16 protein-coding genes are annotated in these 15,252 nt (G+C 67.2%); 10 read left to right on the top strand and 6 right to left on the bottom strand.

The window, feature by feature from the left end; translation table 11 throughout:
* Window position 1 precedes the first annotated feature (1 nt).
* The 9 genes from OHQ90_RS21705 (at window position 2) to OHQ90_RS21665 (ending at window position 8,868) form a co-directional block, all read left to right on the top strand.
* A complete protein-coding gene (locus OHQ90_RS21705) occupies window positions 2–1,666 on the top strand; it encodes a fatty acid CoA ligase family protein (protein ID WP_328413013.1) in 1,665 nt (554 codons plus the stop codon).
* Entirely contained in the window at window positions 1,663–1,935 is a 273-nt protein-coding gene (locus OHQ90_RS21700; protein ID WP_328400228.1) for a hypothetical protein, read from the top strand. The genes OHQ90_RS21705 and OHQ90_RS21700 overlap by 4 nt, the downstream gene beginning before the upstream one ends.
* Window positions 1,932–2,975, top strand: a complete 1,044-nt coding sequence (locus OHQ90_RS21695; RefSeq protein ID WP_328400226.1) for an NAD-dependent epimerase/dehydratase family protein — start codon at window positions 1,932–1,934, stop codon at window positions 2,973–2,975. The genes OHQ90_RS21700 and OHQ90_RS21695 overlap by 4 nt, the downstream gene beginning before the upstream one ends.
* A gap of 32 nt (window positions 2,976–3,007) precedes the next feature.
* Window positions 3,008–4,204 carry a peptide synthetase gene (locus tag OHQ90_RS21690; protein WP_328400224.1) on the top strand — a complete coding sequence of 399 codons (1,197 nt, stop codon included), beginning with the start codon at window positions 3,008–3,010 and terminating at the stop codon, window positions 4,202–4,204.
* Window positions 4,201–6,327 carry an MMPL family transporter gene (locus tag OHQ90_RS21685; protein WP_328400222.1) on the top strand — a complete coding sequence of 709 codons (2,127 nt, stop codon included), beginning with the start codon at window positions 4,201–4,203 and terminating at the stop codon, window positions 6,325–6,327. Before OHQ90_RS21690 ends, OHQ90_RS21685 begins: the two co-directional genes overlap by 4 nt.
* A 345-nt stretch (window positions 6,328–6,672) precedes the next feature.
* Window positions 6,673–7,062: a hypothetical protein gene (locus OHQ90_RS21680; protein WP_328400220.1), complete on the top strand. Its 390-nt coding sequence runs from the start codon at window positions 6,673–6,675 to the stop codon at window positions 7,060–7,062.
* On the top strand, window positions 7,059–7,640 hold the full coding sequence (locus OHQ90_RS21675) for a DUF3558 domain-containing protein (RefSeq protein ID WP_328400218.1): 582 nt from the start codon (window positions 7,059–7,061) through the stop codon (window positions 7,638–7,640). Before OHQ90_RS21680 ends, OHQ90_RS21675 begins: the two co-directional genes overlap by 4 nt.
* A 64-nt stretch (window positions 7,641–7,704) precedes the next feature.
* On the top strand, window positions 7,705–8,214 hold the full coding sequence (locus tag OHQ90_RS21670; RefSeq protein ID WP_328400216.1) for a GNAT family N-acetyltransferase: 510 nt from the start codon (window positions 7,705–7,707) through the stop codon (window positions 8,212–8,214).
* A 159-nt stretch (window positions 8,215–8,373) separates the two neighbouring features.
* Complete coding sequence (locus OHQ90_RS21665) at window positions 8,374–8,868, top strand: GNAT family N-acetyltransferase (protein ID WP_328400214.1); 495 nt, start codon at window positions 8,374–8,376, stop codon at window positions 8,866–8,868.
* Between the two features lie 26 nt (window positions 8,869–8,894).
* Here OHQ90_RS21665 and OHQ90_RS21660 read toward each other — a convergent pair whose 3' ends face one another.
* Window positions 8,895–9,650, bottom strand: a complete 756-nt coding sequence (locus tag OHQ90_RS21660; protein ID WP_442941150.1) for an AraC family transcriptional regulator — start codon at window positions 9,648–9,650, stop codon at window positions 8,895–8,897.
* 80 nt (window positions 9,651–9,730) lie between these two features.
* Between OHQ90_RS21660 and OHQ90_RS21655 the strand changes: the two genes are divergently transcribed.
* The gene (locus OHQ90_RS21655) at window positions 9,731–10,924 is read left to right on the top strand and encodes an MFS transporter (RefSeq protein ID WP_328400210.1); all 1,194 of its coding nucleotides are present in this window, start codon (window positions 9,731–9,733) and stop codon (window positions 10,922–10,924) included.
* A 1-nt stretch (window position 10,925) separates the two neighbouring features.
* Here OHQ90_RS21655 and OHQ90_RS21650 read toward each other — a convergent pair whose 3' ends face one another.
* The 5 genes from OHQ90_RS21650 to recD all read right to left on the bottom strand — a co-directional run bounded on the left by OHQ90_RS21650 (window position 10,926) and on the right by recD (window position 15,126).
* Complete coding sequence (locus OHQ90_RS21650; protein WP_328400208.1) at window positions 10,926–11,198, bottom strand: Ada metal-binding domain-containing protein; 273 nt, start codon at window positions 11,196–11,198, stop codon at window positions 10,926–10,928.
* 14 nt (window positions 11,199–11,212) lie between these two features.
* Entirely contained in the window at window positions 11,213–11,941 is a 729-nt protein-coding gene (locus tag OHQ90_RS21645; RefSeq protein WP_328400206.1) for a 2OG-Fe(II) oxygenase, read from the bottom strand.
* Window positions 11,942–12,048: 107 nt separating this feature from the next.
* Window positions 12,049–12,660, bottom strand: a complete 612-nt coding sequence (locus OHQ90_RS21640) for a methylated-DNA--[protein]-cysteine S-methyltransferase (protein WP_328413012.1) — start codon at window positions 12,658–12,660, stop codon at window positions 12,049–12,051.
* Window positions 12,660–13,133 carry an RNA polymerase sigma factor gene (locus OHQ90_RS21635; protein ID WP_328413010.1) on the bottom strand — a complete coding sequence of 158 codons (474 nt, stop codon included), beginning with the start codon at window positions 13,131–13,133 and terminating at the stop codon, window positions 12,660–12,662. The genes OHQ90_RS21640 and OHQ90_RS21635 overlap by 1 nt, the downstream gene beginning before the upstream one ends.
* 79 nt (window positions 13,134–13,212) lie before the next feature.
* On the bottom strand, window positions 13,213–15,126 hold the full coding sequence (recD, locus tag OHQ90_RS21630; RefSeq protein WP_328400204.1) for an exodeoxyribonuclease V subunit alpha: 1,914 nt from the start codon (window positions 15,124–15,126) through the stop codon (window positions 13,213–13,215).
* Window positions 15,127–15,252 lie beyond the last annotated feature (126 nt).

Below are 15,252 nucleotides of genomic sequence, written 5' to 3'. Positions count from 1 at the left end.
AATGGCGACCTATTGGGAAGCCATCGACCGGTTCCGTGCGTTTGCGCGCACGGAACCGGATCGTCAAGCGGTGATCTACCCTGACGGGCAGAATCCCGATGGCTTGCCCGCCTATCGGCACCTCACCTACCGTGAGCTCGACGACTGGTCCGACGCGATCGCCGAACGGCTGACCGTGGCGGGTGTCACGCACGGCACCCACACCATCGTGCTGGTGCTACCGAGTCCCGAGTTGTACGCGATCCTGTTCGGACTGTTGAAGATCGGTGCAGTCCCGGTGGTGATCGATCCCGGCATGGGTGTTCGAAAGATGTTGCGATGCTTGCGCGCGGTCGACGCCGAGGCGTTCATCGGCATTCCGCAGGCACAGGCCTTGCGCGTGTTGTTCCGGCGCAGCTTCCGGCGGGTGCGTACCACCCTGACCGTCGGCAAGCGCTGGTTCTGGGGCGGCCCGACGTTGCGGGACTGGGAGCACAGGCCCACCGGGGTCGCGCAGCCGCGCACGCCCGCTGCTGCCGATGAAGTGCTGGTCATCGGATTCACCACCGGCAGTACGGGTCCGGCCAAAGCAGTCGAACTCACGCACGGCAACCTGGCCTCGATGATCGAGCAGGTGGATGCGGCACGCGGCCACATCACGCCGGACACCTCACTGATCACCCTGCCGCTGGTCGGCATTCTCGATCTGCTGCTCGGATCCCGTTGTGTCCTACCGCCACTCATCCCGAGCAAGGTCGGTTCGACCGATCCGGCCCAGGTCGTCGACGCGATCGCGAAGTTCGGGGTGCGGACCATGTTCGCCTCCCCGGCCCTACTCATCCCGCTGCTGCGATATCTCGAGGAACACGCGGTCGAGCTGCCGACCTTGGGCAGCATCTATTCCGGCGGCGCTCCGGTGCCCGACTGGTGCATTGCCGGGCTGCGGAAGGTGTTGCGCGAGGACGTCCTGGTCTATGCGGGCTACGGGTCCACCGAGGCGCTGCCCATGTCCACCATCGAATCCAGGGAACTGTTGGACGGCCTCGTCGCTCGCGCCCATCGCGGTGCAGGCACCTGCATCGGCAGGCCGGCCGACCGGGTGAACGCACGATTGGTCGCGATCACCGATGCACCGATTCCGACTTGGGCTCGGGTCGAGGAGCTGGCCGGTGAGCTCGAAACCTCCCGAGGCATCGGTGAGCTCGTCGTCTCCGGCCCGAACGTCAGCACGCACTATTACTGGCCGGAGTCGGCCAACGCCGCGGGCAAGATCGTCGATGGCGCCGTGATCTGGCACCGCACCGGGGATTTGGCCTGGATCGATGACCACGGGCGAATCTGGTTCTGCGGACGCAAGAGCCAACGCGTGGTCACCGCGAACGGGCCGATGTTCACCGTTCAGGTCGAGCAGATCTTCAACACCGTTGTGGGCGTGGCCCGGACAGCTCTGGTCGGCGTCGGCGAGTCCGGCGCACAACGGCCGGTGCTGTGTGTCGAAACGACGCCGGGCACCGATGCGGTATCGGTTGCCTCGGAGTTGCGGATGTTGGCCGCGGAGTCCGAACTCACCCGGGAAATCGCCGATTTCCTAGTGCACCCGGGGTTCCCGGTCGACATTCGCCACAACGCGAAGATCGGGCGCGAACAGCTGGCGGCCTGGGCGGCCGAGAAGGTGGGGTCCCGATGAAAACCATGATGTTGCGGTCGATTCCAGTGCTCGGCTGGCTGTACCTCGCCGCCGGCGTCGTGGCGGCGGCCACCGACAGGGCACCACGCAACCGGCTGCTGCGGGCCGCGTGGTGGGTCGATCTGTTTCTCAGTGTCGTGGTGCACGCGGCGCAGATTCCGGCGGCGCTGCGGGCGGCAGCGGGTTCGGACCGATCCGCAGTGGAGACCGCGGTGCTGACCCAGATCTTCGGAATGACGTGGTGGGCGACGCGGGAGGTGATGCAGTGAAAGTACTGGTGACCGGCGCGTCCGGATTTCTCGGTGGTGCGCTGGTACGCAGGCTGGTCGAGGACGGTGCGCACGATGTGGCGATTCTGGCGCGACGCACCAGCAATCTGGCCGATCTCGGCGAAGCTCGCACCGAGGTAGAGGTGATCCTCGGCGACCTCGGCGACAAGGCCTCACTGATTCGGGCGACCAGCGGCGTCGATGTCGTGTTCCACAGTGCCGCACGGGTCGACGAGCGTGGCACCCGGGACCAGTTCTGGGATGAGAACGTTCGGGCCACCGAGCGGCTGCTCGATTCGGCGCGACGCGGCGGAGCCTCGCGGTTCGTGTTCATCTCCAGCCCGAGCGCAATGATGGACTACCACGGCGGCGACCTGATCGATGTCGACGAGTCGTTGCCCTATCCTCGGCGTTATCTGAACTTGTATTCGGAGACGAAGGCCGCGGCCGAACGTGCGGTGTCGGCTGCCGACACACCGGGTTTCCGCACGTGCGCGCTGCGCCCGCGGGCGATCTGGGGAGCAGGTGACCGGTCGGGTCCGATCGTGCGGTTGTTGAGCCGTACCGCGACAGGCACACTGCCCGACCTCTCGTACGGCCGCGCTGTATTCGCTTCGCTGTGTCATGTCGACAATATCGTCGATGCCTGTATCAAGGCCGCCGAGTCGGATGCGGTCGGCGGCAAGGCGTACTTCATCGCCGACACCGAGCAGACCAATGTGTGGGAGTTCCTCGGGTCCGTTGCAACGGATCTCGGCTATCGGCCGCCTACGCGGCGACCGAACCCGCGCGTACTCGCGGCCTCAGTGAACGTGATCGAGACCGTCTGGCGCATTCCGGCCGTCGCGACCCGGTGGTCGCCGCCGTTGTCGCGCTACGCCGTCGCGTTGATGACCCGCTCGGCGACCTACGACACCAGCGCCGCGGCACGCGATTTCGGCTACCGGCCGATCGTGGACCGCGACACCGGACTCGCCGGATTCCTCGCCTGGCTCGAAACTCAGGGTGGGGTCGTCGAACTCACCAGAACATTGCGATAGCGTCGCGAACTTTGTCGTCAATGGAGGCAATCATGGGCAACGACAGCGTCTTCCGCCGGCCGATCTCTCCCACCGAGCGGATGTACTTCCCGATGCGGCAATTGGCACCGCCGTTCCTCATGCAGGCGATGATCCACGGGGAAGGGATCATCGACCGAGAGGCCCTGCGCCAGGCAGTGGCCGTGGCGTCCGATGCATGCCCCGGCGCGCGGTTGCGGCGCATGGGTGGCGAGTGGGTCGACAGCGGCATCGCTCCGGCGGTGCGGGTCGTGGACGGCCATACCGTTCAGTACCCCGACCTCGAAACCGATCACGTGCTCACCAGCCCTATCGCGCCCTCTCTCGGAGCAACGGCCGAGGTGGTGTTGCTGACGGCCGAGCCGGTCACACTGCTATTCCGCGCCTTCCACGGGGTCATGGACGGCATGGGCATGGTGCTCTGGATGACCAACGTGCTCAAAGTACTGCGCGGCGAGACACCGGACGCAATGCCGGACCCCGTCGCCGACTACCAGCTGGTAGCCCGGATCGGGACGCCGCCGGGCAAGGCGACACTGCCGCTGCCGAAGTATCGGAGCGCGGTCGGGCGCGGCCGCCAGGAACCGGGGCGACCACGACATCTGCTGCGACACCGGACGATCGACGCGACCGGGTCGGGTGGCGTCGCGCGCGTCGCGGCCATCCTGGCGGAACAGACCGAGGGCCCTTCCCGAATCATGATGCCGGTCGATCTGCGCAGGCACGATCCGCAACTGCGCTCGACCGCGAACCTGGCGCTGCCGCTGTTCCTGGATCTCGAACCCGGCCAGGACTGGACCGTGGCCAAGGCGCAGATCAAGGCCGGTCTTGCGCAACGGCGCGAATTGAACCAGATGGACAACAGCGGTCTGGTGCGGATACCGGACCTCGTCGGCCGGGCGATCCTGCGCACCACGAACTGGCTCGGTTCCCGGTACGGCCGAAATCTGGCCTCCGCCATAGTCTCTCATGTCGGCGCGTTCGACCTCGACGCCCTCTCGCCGCCGGGCTTCCGGCCGACGACCATTCGCGTGGTGCCGCAGCACAGCGTCGCGATGCCATTGCTGTTCGGTCTCGTGGAGTCCGGTGGCAAGACCGAAGTGTCGGTGTCGTGCCGCAACGGCGTCGGCATCGAGGCCCGGCTCGAGGCACTCCTCGACCACATTGTCGCCCGGCTCGAGCAAGAGCTACCGGTCAGGGAAAAGCAGTGATCACCTCGGCTCGCTTCATCATCGCGCGTCCACGCGCGGTGCTCGCCGTCGTTGTCGGGGCAATGCTGCTGTTCGGTGTGCTCGGCACGGGCGCGGCCGACGAGGTCAGCGCGGGCGGATTCACCGACCCGACCAGCGAATCAGCGCTGGTCGATCAGGTGGTTCGCGAACATTTCGGACCGCAGAACCCCGACGTCGTCGCGCTCTACACCGCACCGGAGGGTCACACCCTCGACGACATCGGCCCGCGCATCCAGGAGGCGCTCGGCCGGATCGATCCGACGCTACTGGAGCGCCCGATCCAGTCCTACTGGAGCAGCGTGCCACCGAGCAAAGGGTTCCTGCGCTCCGCCGACGGCAGGAAGGCGCTGGCCGTGGTGTTCACCGCCGGCGACGAAACCCGGCGCGTCCACGCCTACCCCGATATCGAAGCGGGACTGCAGGTTCCTGGGATCCATACCCAACTGTCGGGCTACAGCGCGTTGGCGACCGAAATCAATGGCCAGTCGCAGCACGATCTGGTGGTGGCCGAATCAATTTCGCTACCGATCACGCTGCTGATCCTTGTCCTGCTTTTCGGTGGTGTGGTGGCCGCATCGCTTCCGGTGACCGTCGGGCTGCTCGCGGTACTCGGCTCGATGGGCGCGATTCGTGTGCTCGGCGAGGTCACCGAGGTCAGCACGTTCGCGCTCAATATCGCGTCGCTGCTCGGGCTCGGCATGGCGATCGACTACGGGCTGTTCATGGTGACCCGGTTCCGTGAGGAAGTCGCGGAGGGACACACCGTCGCCGCGGCGATCGAAAGGACCTGCGCCACAGCCGGTCGCACCGTCGCCTTCTCCGCCCTGCTGCTGATCTGTGCCTTCGCAGGCACTTTCATTTATCCCCAGGCGGTGCTGCGGTCGCTCGGATTCGGTGCTATCGCGGCCGTCACACTCGCGGCGGGCTTGTCGCTCACGGTGCTGCCCGCGATGCTGGCGCTGTTCGGCGCTCGGATCGGGCAGACCATACCCGAGCAGCGGACCGAACGATTCTGGGGTCGCGTCGTGGACGGTGTGCTGCGGCGGCCCGGTCTTGTCGCGGTCGCCGTCGGCGCCGTGCTGCTGGTGCTCGCGGGTCCGTTGACGGGAGTGCGGCTCGGCGACATCGATCAGCGTGCCCTGCCTCCCGACAATGAAATGCGCAGTGTGGTAGAAGAACTCACCGCAAATTTCCCGGCGGCGAGCAGTGGCGTCACCGCGGTGCTGCGCGGCCGGGACGGGACTCCGCCGAACGCGGCGGCGGTCGATGCGGCCACCCATGACATCGGCGCGGCCGACGGTGTCGGTCAGGTGTTCCAGGTCGGGCGCGCAGAAGACTTCGTCGTCCTGCACGCTTTCCTGTCCGCCGCAGATCGCAGTGAAGCCGCCGCCGCGACCGTCGAAGCCATACGGAACCTGAATCCTCCAGCGGCGACCACACTTCGCGTCGGTGGCGATACCGCGGCGACCGTCGACAGCGTCGATTCGATCGTGGCAAGGATGCCGTGGATGATCCTGACCATGGTGGCAGCCACTGTGCTGCTGTTGTCGGCCGCGTTCCGCTCGATCGTGCTGCCGTTCAAGGCGGTCGTCATGGCAATTCTCAGCCTCGCCGCAACATTCGGCGTGCTCACCTGGATCTTCTACGACGGCAATCTCGCCGACGTGCTCGACATCAGTCCCGCCCCACTCGCGGCCGGCATGCTGGTGTTGATCATCGCCGTGGTCTTCGGATTGTCCACCGACTATGAGGTTTTCCTGCTCTCCCGCATGGTGGAGGCACACCATGCGGGCGCCGACACCGCCGCCGCCGTTCGCATCGGCACGGTCAAGACTGCCAGGGTGATCACCGCGGCCGCCACCTTGCTCATCCTCGTCACCGGCGCGTTCACCCTCTCGCCACTGACACCGATGCGCTTCCTCGGACTCGGCATGATCATCGCGCTGATCGTGGACGCAACCCTGGTCCGAATGCTGCTGGTCCCGGCGCTGGTCAAGCTGATGGGTCGCGCGAATTGGTGGATGCCCGGAGCGGGTGGACCACCTCGACCGAGCACCATGGTCACCGAACATGTCGAGCAGCCCGCGCCCACGCTGTCCTGATGGCCACTCGCCAACACCGGATCATACCAACGCGGCGAGCACCCGGGTGAGGTGCTCACGTGCCGGGCCACGCACCACGAATCGGGTGAATACTCGGCGCTGTCGGGAGCTCGATGACCAGCTCATCGAGCACGCTGAATAGGACATACGGCGCAGTCGCCCACGGCAACCGCGCCTCCAGGAACCGGTAAGTGGTTCCGCCGGCGGCGAATTCGCCGATCGCCCGCAGCCGCCACTTGTCTGTTTTGCGCCACTCGAACCGGTGATTTCTGTGCTTCGATGGAACCGGCTCGCGATCAGGTGCGTCTTATTGATCAGATGGAGCTAGTGGAAGGGGCGACCGCCATGGCTGCTGACAGTCCGTTCAGTGTGTACATCGAGGACGCGAAGACGGGGGCGCTGAAGGTGCGGATGGCGCCGCAGGCGTTCCTCGACATCGACAGGGCCTGCCGAGACCTGATCATCGACCTGTCCTCGGCCCAGAACGACGCGCGCGCACTCGGCGAGCGCGAGTACTGGGGTCTCGGCGAAGACAACCCTCGGCTGTCGTCGGCGATGGAGCTGGTCCAGCTATTTCGGGAGAAGGCATTCGGCGGGCCCAACAACGCCTATGACACCCTCGGGGACTACATCGCGGCCGCCACCGAGATCCAGACCCTGTTCACCGCCATTCGCGAAGCCTTCGAGCGCACCGACGCCGAGTTCGCCGGGCAGATGCGTGAGATCACCACATGAGGCGCGGCGCCGGTAGCCGGTCGGCCGGGGTCGCGGCGGTCGCGCTCGTGGTGACCGTGCTCGGCGGATGCGGCGGTGAGCCGCGGCCTTCGGCAACGTCGATAACCGCCAGACCATCCTCGGCGGCGCTCGGCGCGCCGACGAGCGGATCGGGGCAGAGCACGTCCTTCGATCCGTGCACCGCACTGACACCGTCGTTCCTGGCATCCCATCAGTGGGACGCGCGTCCCCCTGCCACCAGACAGGAGAGCACCGGCGACGCGCGCTGGAAGGGCTGCCTGTTCGTTGCGCAGAGTGCCTACACATTCCGTGTGCAGACCACCAACGGCACCCTCGCTCGAGTTCGTGAAAAATTTGCCACCGCAACAGATCTGACCATCGCCGGCCGCAGAGCGCTGCGCTATGAAGCCCGCCCCGACGTGCCGGGCGGCTGCACGATCAACGTCGACATGAAGAACGGATCGCTCTACATCCTGGTGGACGACCCGCGCGGACTGCACCCTCGCAAACTCTCCCCCTGCGCCGCCGCCACCGAGATCGCGGAAGCGGTCGTCCCGCTCTTGCCGCCCGGAGGCTGATCGCGGCAGCGCAACCCTGTTCCCGATGGCTTGCCATGTCCCGGGGTCACTATCGTCGTCGAGCATGGCATCACTGTTTCTCCGCCCCGCGGAAACCGACGACGAACCGTTTCTCTGGAGCATGCTGTATGAGGCCTCGCACGCTGCGGAACAGGGCACACCCACCCCCGATGACCTACGTGCGGTTCCGGAACTTGCCCGCTACGTCGAGAAGTGGGGCACCGAGGGCGATCTCGGCGTCGTCGGCGGCGCTTCGGCCGAGCAGCCGCAAGGGGCCGCATGGATTCGCCTGTTCGACAAGGAGAACGCCGGATACGGCTACGTCGCCGACGACATCCCCGAGCTCGCCATCGCCACCAGCCCCGCCGCGCGTGGCACCGGCCTGGGCACCGCGCTGCTGGCCCGCCTCCTCGATGACGCCCGAACCCGCTACGGCGGCATGAGCCTCAGCGTCCGCGCCGACAACCCTGCCCGCCACCTCTACACCCGCCTCGGCTTCGTCGAGGTGGCGGGCTCCGAGATCATCAACCGAGCGGGCACCACCAGCCTGGCGATGCTCCTACGCTTCCGCTGACCCGCGCTGCGTGGTCCGGGGGGTCATGGCGTCGTACTCGGCTCGCGATCGAGCAAGCTGTCGAAACGATGTCAGCACACTGTGCGGTCACGGTCGTATCCAGCTGCGTCGTTGTAAACCTGTTGACTGCCTGCGGCGCGCCAGGGGAGCCTCGACACTGTGAACGAACTTCCGCCGTCCGTCACGCTCGAGGAGCTCAGCGAGGAAAACCTGCGACCGCTGCTCGACGCGGCGGTCGCCGATGCCGACCCGTTCGAGGTGATGGCGGCTGTCGACGGACCACCGGGATGGACACCGCAGCGCAGGCACGCGTTCGTCGAATTCCATCGCGGACGCGCCCTGCATCCCACCCGCCCGAGCGAACGGACCTTTGTCATCACGGTCGACGGCGAGGCGGTCGGAGCTGCCCGGCTCGAACCTCGTGGGAACGACCTGGAGGCGGGAATCTGGATCGGCCGGTCGCACCGCGGCCGCGGAATCGGCAGCATTGTCACCGCGCAGCTACGCAGACTTGCCGCCGAGACCGGCGCGTGCCGAATCACGGCGACGACGACACCGGGCAATATCGCGGCCCGTCGACTCATCGGCACCGGGCTGCGAGCTCGGGTACACGTCGATGGCGACGCGGTCACCGGCGTCTCCGACCTCACTTGACCATCAGCGGAATCCGAGCTTCGGCCTTACCACCGTTTCAGGTCTCGATCGGCGTGATAGGTCCCCGGTGTATGCCCGAGCATCCGGCGGTAGACATCGATGAACGCACTGGTCGACGCCCATCCGCAGCGATGGGCGACCGCCGTCACCGCGACGCCGTCGGCGAGCAGTTGCACCGCCCGATGCAAGCGCAGCTGGGTTCGCCATTGGGGGTAAGTCATGGCGAATTCGGTGCGGAACAACCGGGTGAGGGTTCGTTCGCCTGCACCAACCCGGACACCCAAGTCGGCGAGTGACCACACCACGGAGAGGTCGTCTTCGACCAGCGCGCAAGCTTTCCGGAGCCGCGCATCGGCGGCGGCAGGCAAGCGGAGTTGTTGTTCGGGGCTGCGGCGCAGTTGGTCGAGTAGGACTTGCCGCAGCCGGGCCGCCTCCGCCTCGGGCAGCTGGCCGGAGGTCGAACAGGCGATGATGAGTTCGCGGACCAGCGGGAGTGCCGTGAGTACGGAAGGTGTTGCCCAGCACACCGATTCGTCGGAGGGGAAGCCGACACAGTGGAATCGGGTCGGCCCGTAGAAGTGGTGCTCGTGCCAGCACCCGGCGGGAATCCAGATCGCCCGATCGGCGGGGGCGATCCAGCAGCCTGCCTCGGTGCGTACCTCTGCCACCCCGGCACTCGGATACACGATTTGGTGCTCGGTGTGCCGGTGCCGCTCGATGCGTGATCCCCCGGGGAGGTCGTGGGCCACCGTAGTTCGATCGTCATGGCGGATTATCGACACAACTCGGCATTTTATCGGAAGCCAGCCAGATCGCCTTTCCCTACGCTGACCATCGACAACGAGGGAAATGGTGGTCAGCGATGGTGAATACGCCGGTCGAAGCCGCATCCACCATGCCGGTGGAATCGGCGTGGCAACGGATGCGGTACTGGGTGATCGCGCATGCGGTCGACGACTTCTATCAGGGACTGGTGCCTGCGAGCATCCCGTTCTTCGTACTGGAACGCGACTACAGCTACGCCCAGGCAGCCGGTCTTGCGCTCGCGGCCACATTGGGAAGCGCACTGCCGCAACCGATCCTCGGCCTGCTGGCCGATCGACGGCGGATCCTGTGGCTTGCGCCTGTCGGCGTCGTGACCGCGGGCCTCGGTGCGGGACTCGCAGGCCTCGCACCCACCTATCCGCTGGTGTGGGCGTTACTCCTGCTCTCGGGGATCGGCGTCGCCGCATTCCATCCCGCGGCCGGGCGCGACGCGCGCCGCGACGCGGGGCACAGCGCGATGGCGATGAGCCTCTTCGCGGCCGGCGGCAGCGTCGGGTTCTTCCTGGCACCGGCTTTGGCGACGCCAGCGCTGGTCTCGCTCGGTGTCGGCGCCACCGCGCTCTTCATTCCGCCCGCTGTGTTGATGGGGTTCGTGCTGTGGCGCTACCAGCACCGTCGAATCCAAAATACCGTTGTGCAGCCCAGGATCGATGGCCACGACCGGTGGGTGCCGTTCTTTCTGCTCACCGGGGTCGAGTTGGTCCGGTCTGTCATCTATGCCGGGATGAACACCTTCATCGCGCTGTACTGGATCAACCACCTTGGTTCCTCGCACACCCTCGGCGGCGCCGCCTTGGCCGCGTTCCTCGGCGGCGGTGTCGCGGGCACGCTACTCGGTGGACGCATCGCCGACCGTGTCGGAATGCTGCGCACCATCCGAATCGGTAGTGTCGCTGCCCTTCCCGCACTGGCCGCGCTCCGCCTGATTCCGAATGCCGAACTCGGACTCCTGTTCGCGGTGCTTGCGGGCGTCACTGTCAATATTCCTTTTGCCGTGCTGGTCAAGCTCGGACAGGACTACCTGCCGACCCGCCCGGGAACCGCCGCCGGGGTCACCCTCGGGCTCGCGGTCAGTGCGGGCGGACTGTTCGTCCCAGTCCTCGGCGTCATCGCGGACAAGCAAGGCCCGGCAGCCGCGCTGACGACCCTGTGCGCCATTCCCGTCGCCGGGGTCGTCCTCGGATTTCTACTTCCCCAACCCGCCGCGCCCGCAGCATCACCACGGAACTGATCTACCGACCCCCACGCTCGGTGACTTTCCACACCGCGTATCGCTCCTTCATGCAGCTGGCGCAGGGGCGATAGCCTGCGCCGATGGCGGTGTCTTCGTCGGCGAAGAAGACGCGATGGGGGTGGTAATGGCCACGGGTGAGGGCGCGCAGAGCGGCGGGACAGTCCAGACGGCCGTAGATCTTGCTGCGGCGGTGACCGCCGAACCGGCCCGGTACCGCCGTGCGGTACGGGCGGCCGTCGGCGTCGATGAGCGTGTACATCCGCTCGGACATGGTGTGGGACTTGACTATTCGGCGTCGTGCAGGACCAGGCCGAGGGTGTGGCGGATGCCGGTGCGGATACGACTGACGCCATGGCGCATGGGGGCTCTCGACCATCCTCGGGCGCTCGGGGTAGGGCGGTCGCGGGTAGTGAAGATCAAGCCGTGGCCCTGTTCCAGCACTGTGACAGTGCCTTTCGACTGGGCGCGCGGGCGCTGCTCGACGAGGAGGAACTCGCCTCCGGTGTGGTCGACGCGCGGGCGGTCCAGGCCGATCACCACCTGAAGCGGAAACACCAGATCGCCATAGAGGTCGCGGTGCAGGGCATTCCAGTCACCGCTGGTGTAGCGCAACAGGATCGGTGTCGGTCTGGTCTGTCCTGAAGCGTGGCAGGCGTCCAGCCAGTCCGCGAAGTCGTCCGGCCACGGTGCGTGGTCGCCGAGACGTGCCGCCCAGGTTCGGGCGATGGGCAATAGTTTGCGGTAGAAGGCCGCGCGCAAGGCGGTGATCGGCTCCGGAACCGGATTCCCGAAGTACCGGTAGGTGCCCTCGCCGAATCGATGGCGCGCCATATCGATGGTCGAGCGGAACCGAGCGCGCTCGTCCCACATCGATACGAACTCGGCGCATTCGCCGGGGGTGAGCAACGGTCCGGTCTGCGCGCTGCCATGCGCATCGATCTCGGCGGTGAGCTCGGCCCACTGTTGCGCGTCGACCCGATCGGACAGTGAAGTAATGGTTTTCGATGCAGTCATCGAATTCTCCTTCTTTTCTGCACGACGCCCCTACGCGGTCCGTCGGGCGTCCACCGGTCGACCGAACTCGGCACTGGCACGGACGTCCGAGGCCGACGCTCGACGACCTATGCTGCTTCGAGGCTGAGCAGGGTGTTCTTGGCTGCGGTGCCGCCGACGTACTGCCCGATGGTGCCGTCGCTGCGCACGACGCGGTGGCACGGGATGACCACCGGGAGGGGATTGTGCGCGCAGGCGGAGCCGACGGCCCGGACAGCGCGCGGGTTGCCGACGGCGGCGGCAACGGCGGCATAGCTTTCACGACGGCCGTAACCGATGTCTCGCAGGTGCTGGATGACCTGACGACGGAAGCCGCCGGTGAGCTGTAGGTCGAGCGTGAGGTCGAATTGTGTTCGGGCGCCGGTGAAGTACTCGTCGATCTCCCTTGCCGCGGCGTCCAGGCGCGTGGGTGCGGCGAGGACTCGTGGACTGACTCGCTCGGCGAGGGTAGCGAGGACGGTGTCGTGGTCCTCGTTCGGATAGGCGACGCGGACCAGGCCTGCGGGGGTAGCCGCGAGCAGCAGAGTGCCGACGGGTGTGTCGAGTGTGCGGTAGGCGACGTCGAGCAGGCCGGCGGACTGCGCCTCGGCCGCCAGGCGACGATGCAAGGCGGACAGGAGGTCGGCGCTGCCGGGGGTCAGCCCGTCGAAGAGGGGGTCCCCGCGGTCGATGGTGGCCATCATGATCGATCCTTCGGGTAGAGCTTGCGTAAGGATTTCAGCCCGTCGGCGGCGGCGCGGCGAGCTGCGTCGGTGGAATTGCCCAGCAGCTGGGCGATTTCGGCGTGCGGCAGGCCTGCCAGGTAGTGGTAGGCGACTGCTTGGCGCTGCTTGGTCGGCAGCGCCGCGAGTGCGGCCCACAGATCGGGGTCGTAACCGGCCGGGTCGGCGTTGGGGGCCGGGCGCTCGGGCAGAGTGTCGGCCGGGACTGGCGCGCGGGCCAGCGCTCGCCCGACATCGATGGCGCGCCGATGCGCGACGGTGACCAGCCACGCCTCGATGTTCGTCCCCGGGTCGAGGTCAGGATAGGCACGCAATGCCGACAGGAAGGTCTCCGACCATGCGTCGGCGGCATCGGTCGGACCGAGGACCGCCCGACACACGCGCAACACCATCGGGCCGTATTCGGCTACGACTTCCTCGAACGGAGGCAAACTCACACTGGGTAGACGGTGGCCGGTGGGAAAGCGTGAGATTCCGAGGTCAGGAGCTCACGGATGCCCCCGCGGACGATCATGCGGGCACCACGGAACTGCGCGAGAGACCGCTGGCGCGCAGCACGCGGCGGGCGATACCGGCGCGAATGGAGTCGTCGGTGCCGATGATCCGCACGTGTTGGCGGGCCCTGGTCACGGCCGTGTACAGCAGTTCCCTGGTCAGCAGGGTGGATTCGGGTTCGGGCAGCACGACCGAGACCGTGTCGTACTGGCTGCCCTGGCTGCGGTGGATGGTCATGGCGAAGACCGTCACCACCGCCGGGAATTGCGTGGGGTGCACGAGGTAGGGCTCGCTGCCGCGTTGCAGTGCCGCGCGCAGGGAACCGTCGGGCATGCGGACGATCACGCCGGTGTCGCCGTTGTAGATGCGAGCCTCGTGGTCGTTGGCGGTGACCAGCAGGGGCTGCCCGGGATACCAGGGAGCCTGATAGGTGTCGGGACCCGCGCCGCCCCCGGCTGCCCATTCGGCGGCCATGCGGTCCCAGCGTTCGACACCGAACGGGCCTTGTCGGTGCGCGCACAGGAGTCGATGGGATTCGAGGGCCTGCAGTGCGCCCGCCGCGTCACCGTCGAGTGCGGCCGCGGTGACCTCTCGTGCGGCCCGGACTATATCGGCGCGGACCGCCGCCGTGTTGTCGGGTGCACTCAGCGAGAGTTCCCGGCCGCCCGCACGCAACAACTCGAGCGCTGTGTCGGCGTCGCCCGCGCGGATCGCGACGGCGAGTTCGGCGATCTTTCCACCGAAGCGGCGACCACGGGTCAGGCGCACGATGCCGCCCTGCAGCCGGGTTCGCTCCAGGCTGGTCAGCGCTTCCGGATTATCCTCGGCCGCAGTGGATTCCAGCGAATCCGTGCCGAGCACCGTGTCCAGTACCGGATTCGGTTCGCCGACAACGGGTCCCGCCACCAAGTCGGCGAGGACGGCGCCCGCATCGACCGAGGCGAGCTGATCCGGGTCGCCCACCAGCACCAGCCTGGTATCCGGGCGCAGCGCGGCAAGCAGTCTGCTCATCATCGTCAGTGACACCATCGAGGTCTCGTCGACGACGATCACGTCGTAGGGCAGCCGGTTGAATTCGTGAAACCGGAACCTGGTGGTGCGGCCGCGCTGCCAGCCCAGCAGCCGGTGCAGGGTGGCGGCGGTGAGTTCCGGCAGGTCGAGCGCGTCGGCCTGCTCGCGCACCGCTTCCTGCAGGCGCGCAGCCGCTTTGCCGGTGGGTGCTGCCATGGCGATCCGGAGCGCGGGCAGTTTCGGATTCGCCCGCTGATGTGCATCGAGCAACGCCAGGATCCTGGCGATGGTGTGGGTCTTGCCGGTGCCGGGCCCGCCCGCGACCACGGTCGTCCAGTGCGTCGCGGCGAGCGCAGCGGCCAACCGCTGCCGGTCCGGGGCCGCACCGACCGACAGCTCGAAGAGTCGGTCCAGCTCACGCCGCACGATGGCCGGATCGACGACCGGATGATCACTCGAACGCTCGGTGAGCACCCGCCGAATGGTCTGCTCCTGCTGGTAATACCGGTCCAGGTACAACAGCGGACCCACATCGCTGCTGCGCTGCGCGTCGACAAGCCGCAAGGGCTGCAACGGACCCGCCGGTCCACCGCACACCAGCGGACTCACCCGCAACGCCGCGACAACGGAATCGATCTCAGGCCACGGCAACGTCGCGGGATCGACACCCGCTCCGGCATCCCAGGTTTCGTCGGCATCCACGCCGATCTCCCGCATCCGATGCAACTCCAGACACACCGACCCGGACCGCACCGCCCGCACCGCGAGCGCCGCTGCGAACAACACCTCCTCCGACGACTCCCGCCCCATCCGTCCCAACCGCAGCGCCACGTGCACGTCGGCCGCCGAAAGCACCCCCGCTTCATTGAAGGTCCGCAACAACCCGGTCCCCCGCTGCGCCAACTGAATCGATGTCATCGCCCCGCCTTCCCCTTCGACATCGCCGGGCGGTCGCACTCAGTGCGCAATACCGCCGACGAATCCGTACACGGAGCATCCACCTGCGCACGTACGACAGCCGCACACATCTGCACCGCGCCTACC

Origin of the sequence: Nocardia sp. NBC_00403, assembly GCF_036046055.1 — a bacterium.
In the GTDB taxonomy this organism is placed as follows: Bacteria; Actinomycetota; Actinomycetes; order Mycobacteriales; family Mycobacteriaceae; genus Nocardia.
Note: the sequence above shows the minus strand (reverse complement) of the source record. Positions and strands in the feature narration are given on the sequence as shown.

What these genes read in the sequence shown, in the direction of transcription:
- OHQ90_RS21705 (WP_328413013.1), top strand. Translation starts at nt 2, where the DNA reads ATGGCGACCTATTGGGAAGCCATCGACCGGTTCCGTGCGTTTGCGCGC.
- OHQ90_RS21700 (WP_328400228.1), top strand. Translation starts at nt 1,663, where the DNA reads ATGAAAACCATGATGTTGCGGTCGATTCCAGTGCTCGGCTGGCTGTAC.
- OHQ90_RS21690 (WP_328400224.1), top strand. Translation starts at nt 3,008, where the DNA reads ATGGGCAACGACAGCGTCTTCCGCCGGCCGATCTCTCCCACCGAGCGG.
- OHQ90_RS21680 (WP_328400220.1), top strand. Translation starts at nt 6,673, where the DNA reads ATGGCTGCTGACAGTCCGTTCAGTGTGTACATCGAGGACGCGAAGACG.
- OHQ90_RS21675 (WP_328400218.1), top strand. Translation starts at nt 7,059, where the DNA reads ATGAGGCGCGGCGCCGGTAGCCGGTCGGCCGGGGTCGCGGCGGTCGCG.
- OHQ90_RS21670 (WP_328400216.1), top strand. Translation starts at nt 7,705, where the DNA reads ATGGCATCACTGTTTCTCCGCCCCGCGGAAACCGACGACGAACCGTTT.
- OHQ90_RS21655 (WP_328400210.1), top strand. Translation starts at nt 9,731, where the DNA reads ATGGTGAATACGCCGGTCGAAGCCGCATCCACCATGCCGGTGGAATCG.
- OHQ90_RS21650 (WP_328400208.1), bottom strand. Translation starts at nt 11,198, where the DNA reads ATGTCCGAGCGGATGTACACGCTCATCGACGCCGACGGCCGCCCGTAC.
- OHQ90_RS21645 (WP_328400206.1), bottom strand. Translation starts at nt 11,941, where the DNA reads ATGACTGCATCGAAAACCATTACTTCACTGTCCGATCGGGTCGACGCG.
- OHQ90_RS21640 (WP_328413012.1), bottom strand. Translation starts at nt 12,660, where the DNA reads ATGGCCACCATCGACCGCGGGGACCCCCTCTTCGACGGGCTGACCCCC.
- recD (WP_328400204.1), bottom strand. Translation starts at nt 15,126, where the DNA reads ATGACATCGATTCAGTTGGCGCAGCGGGGGACCGGGTTGTTGCGGACC.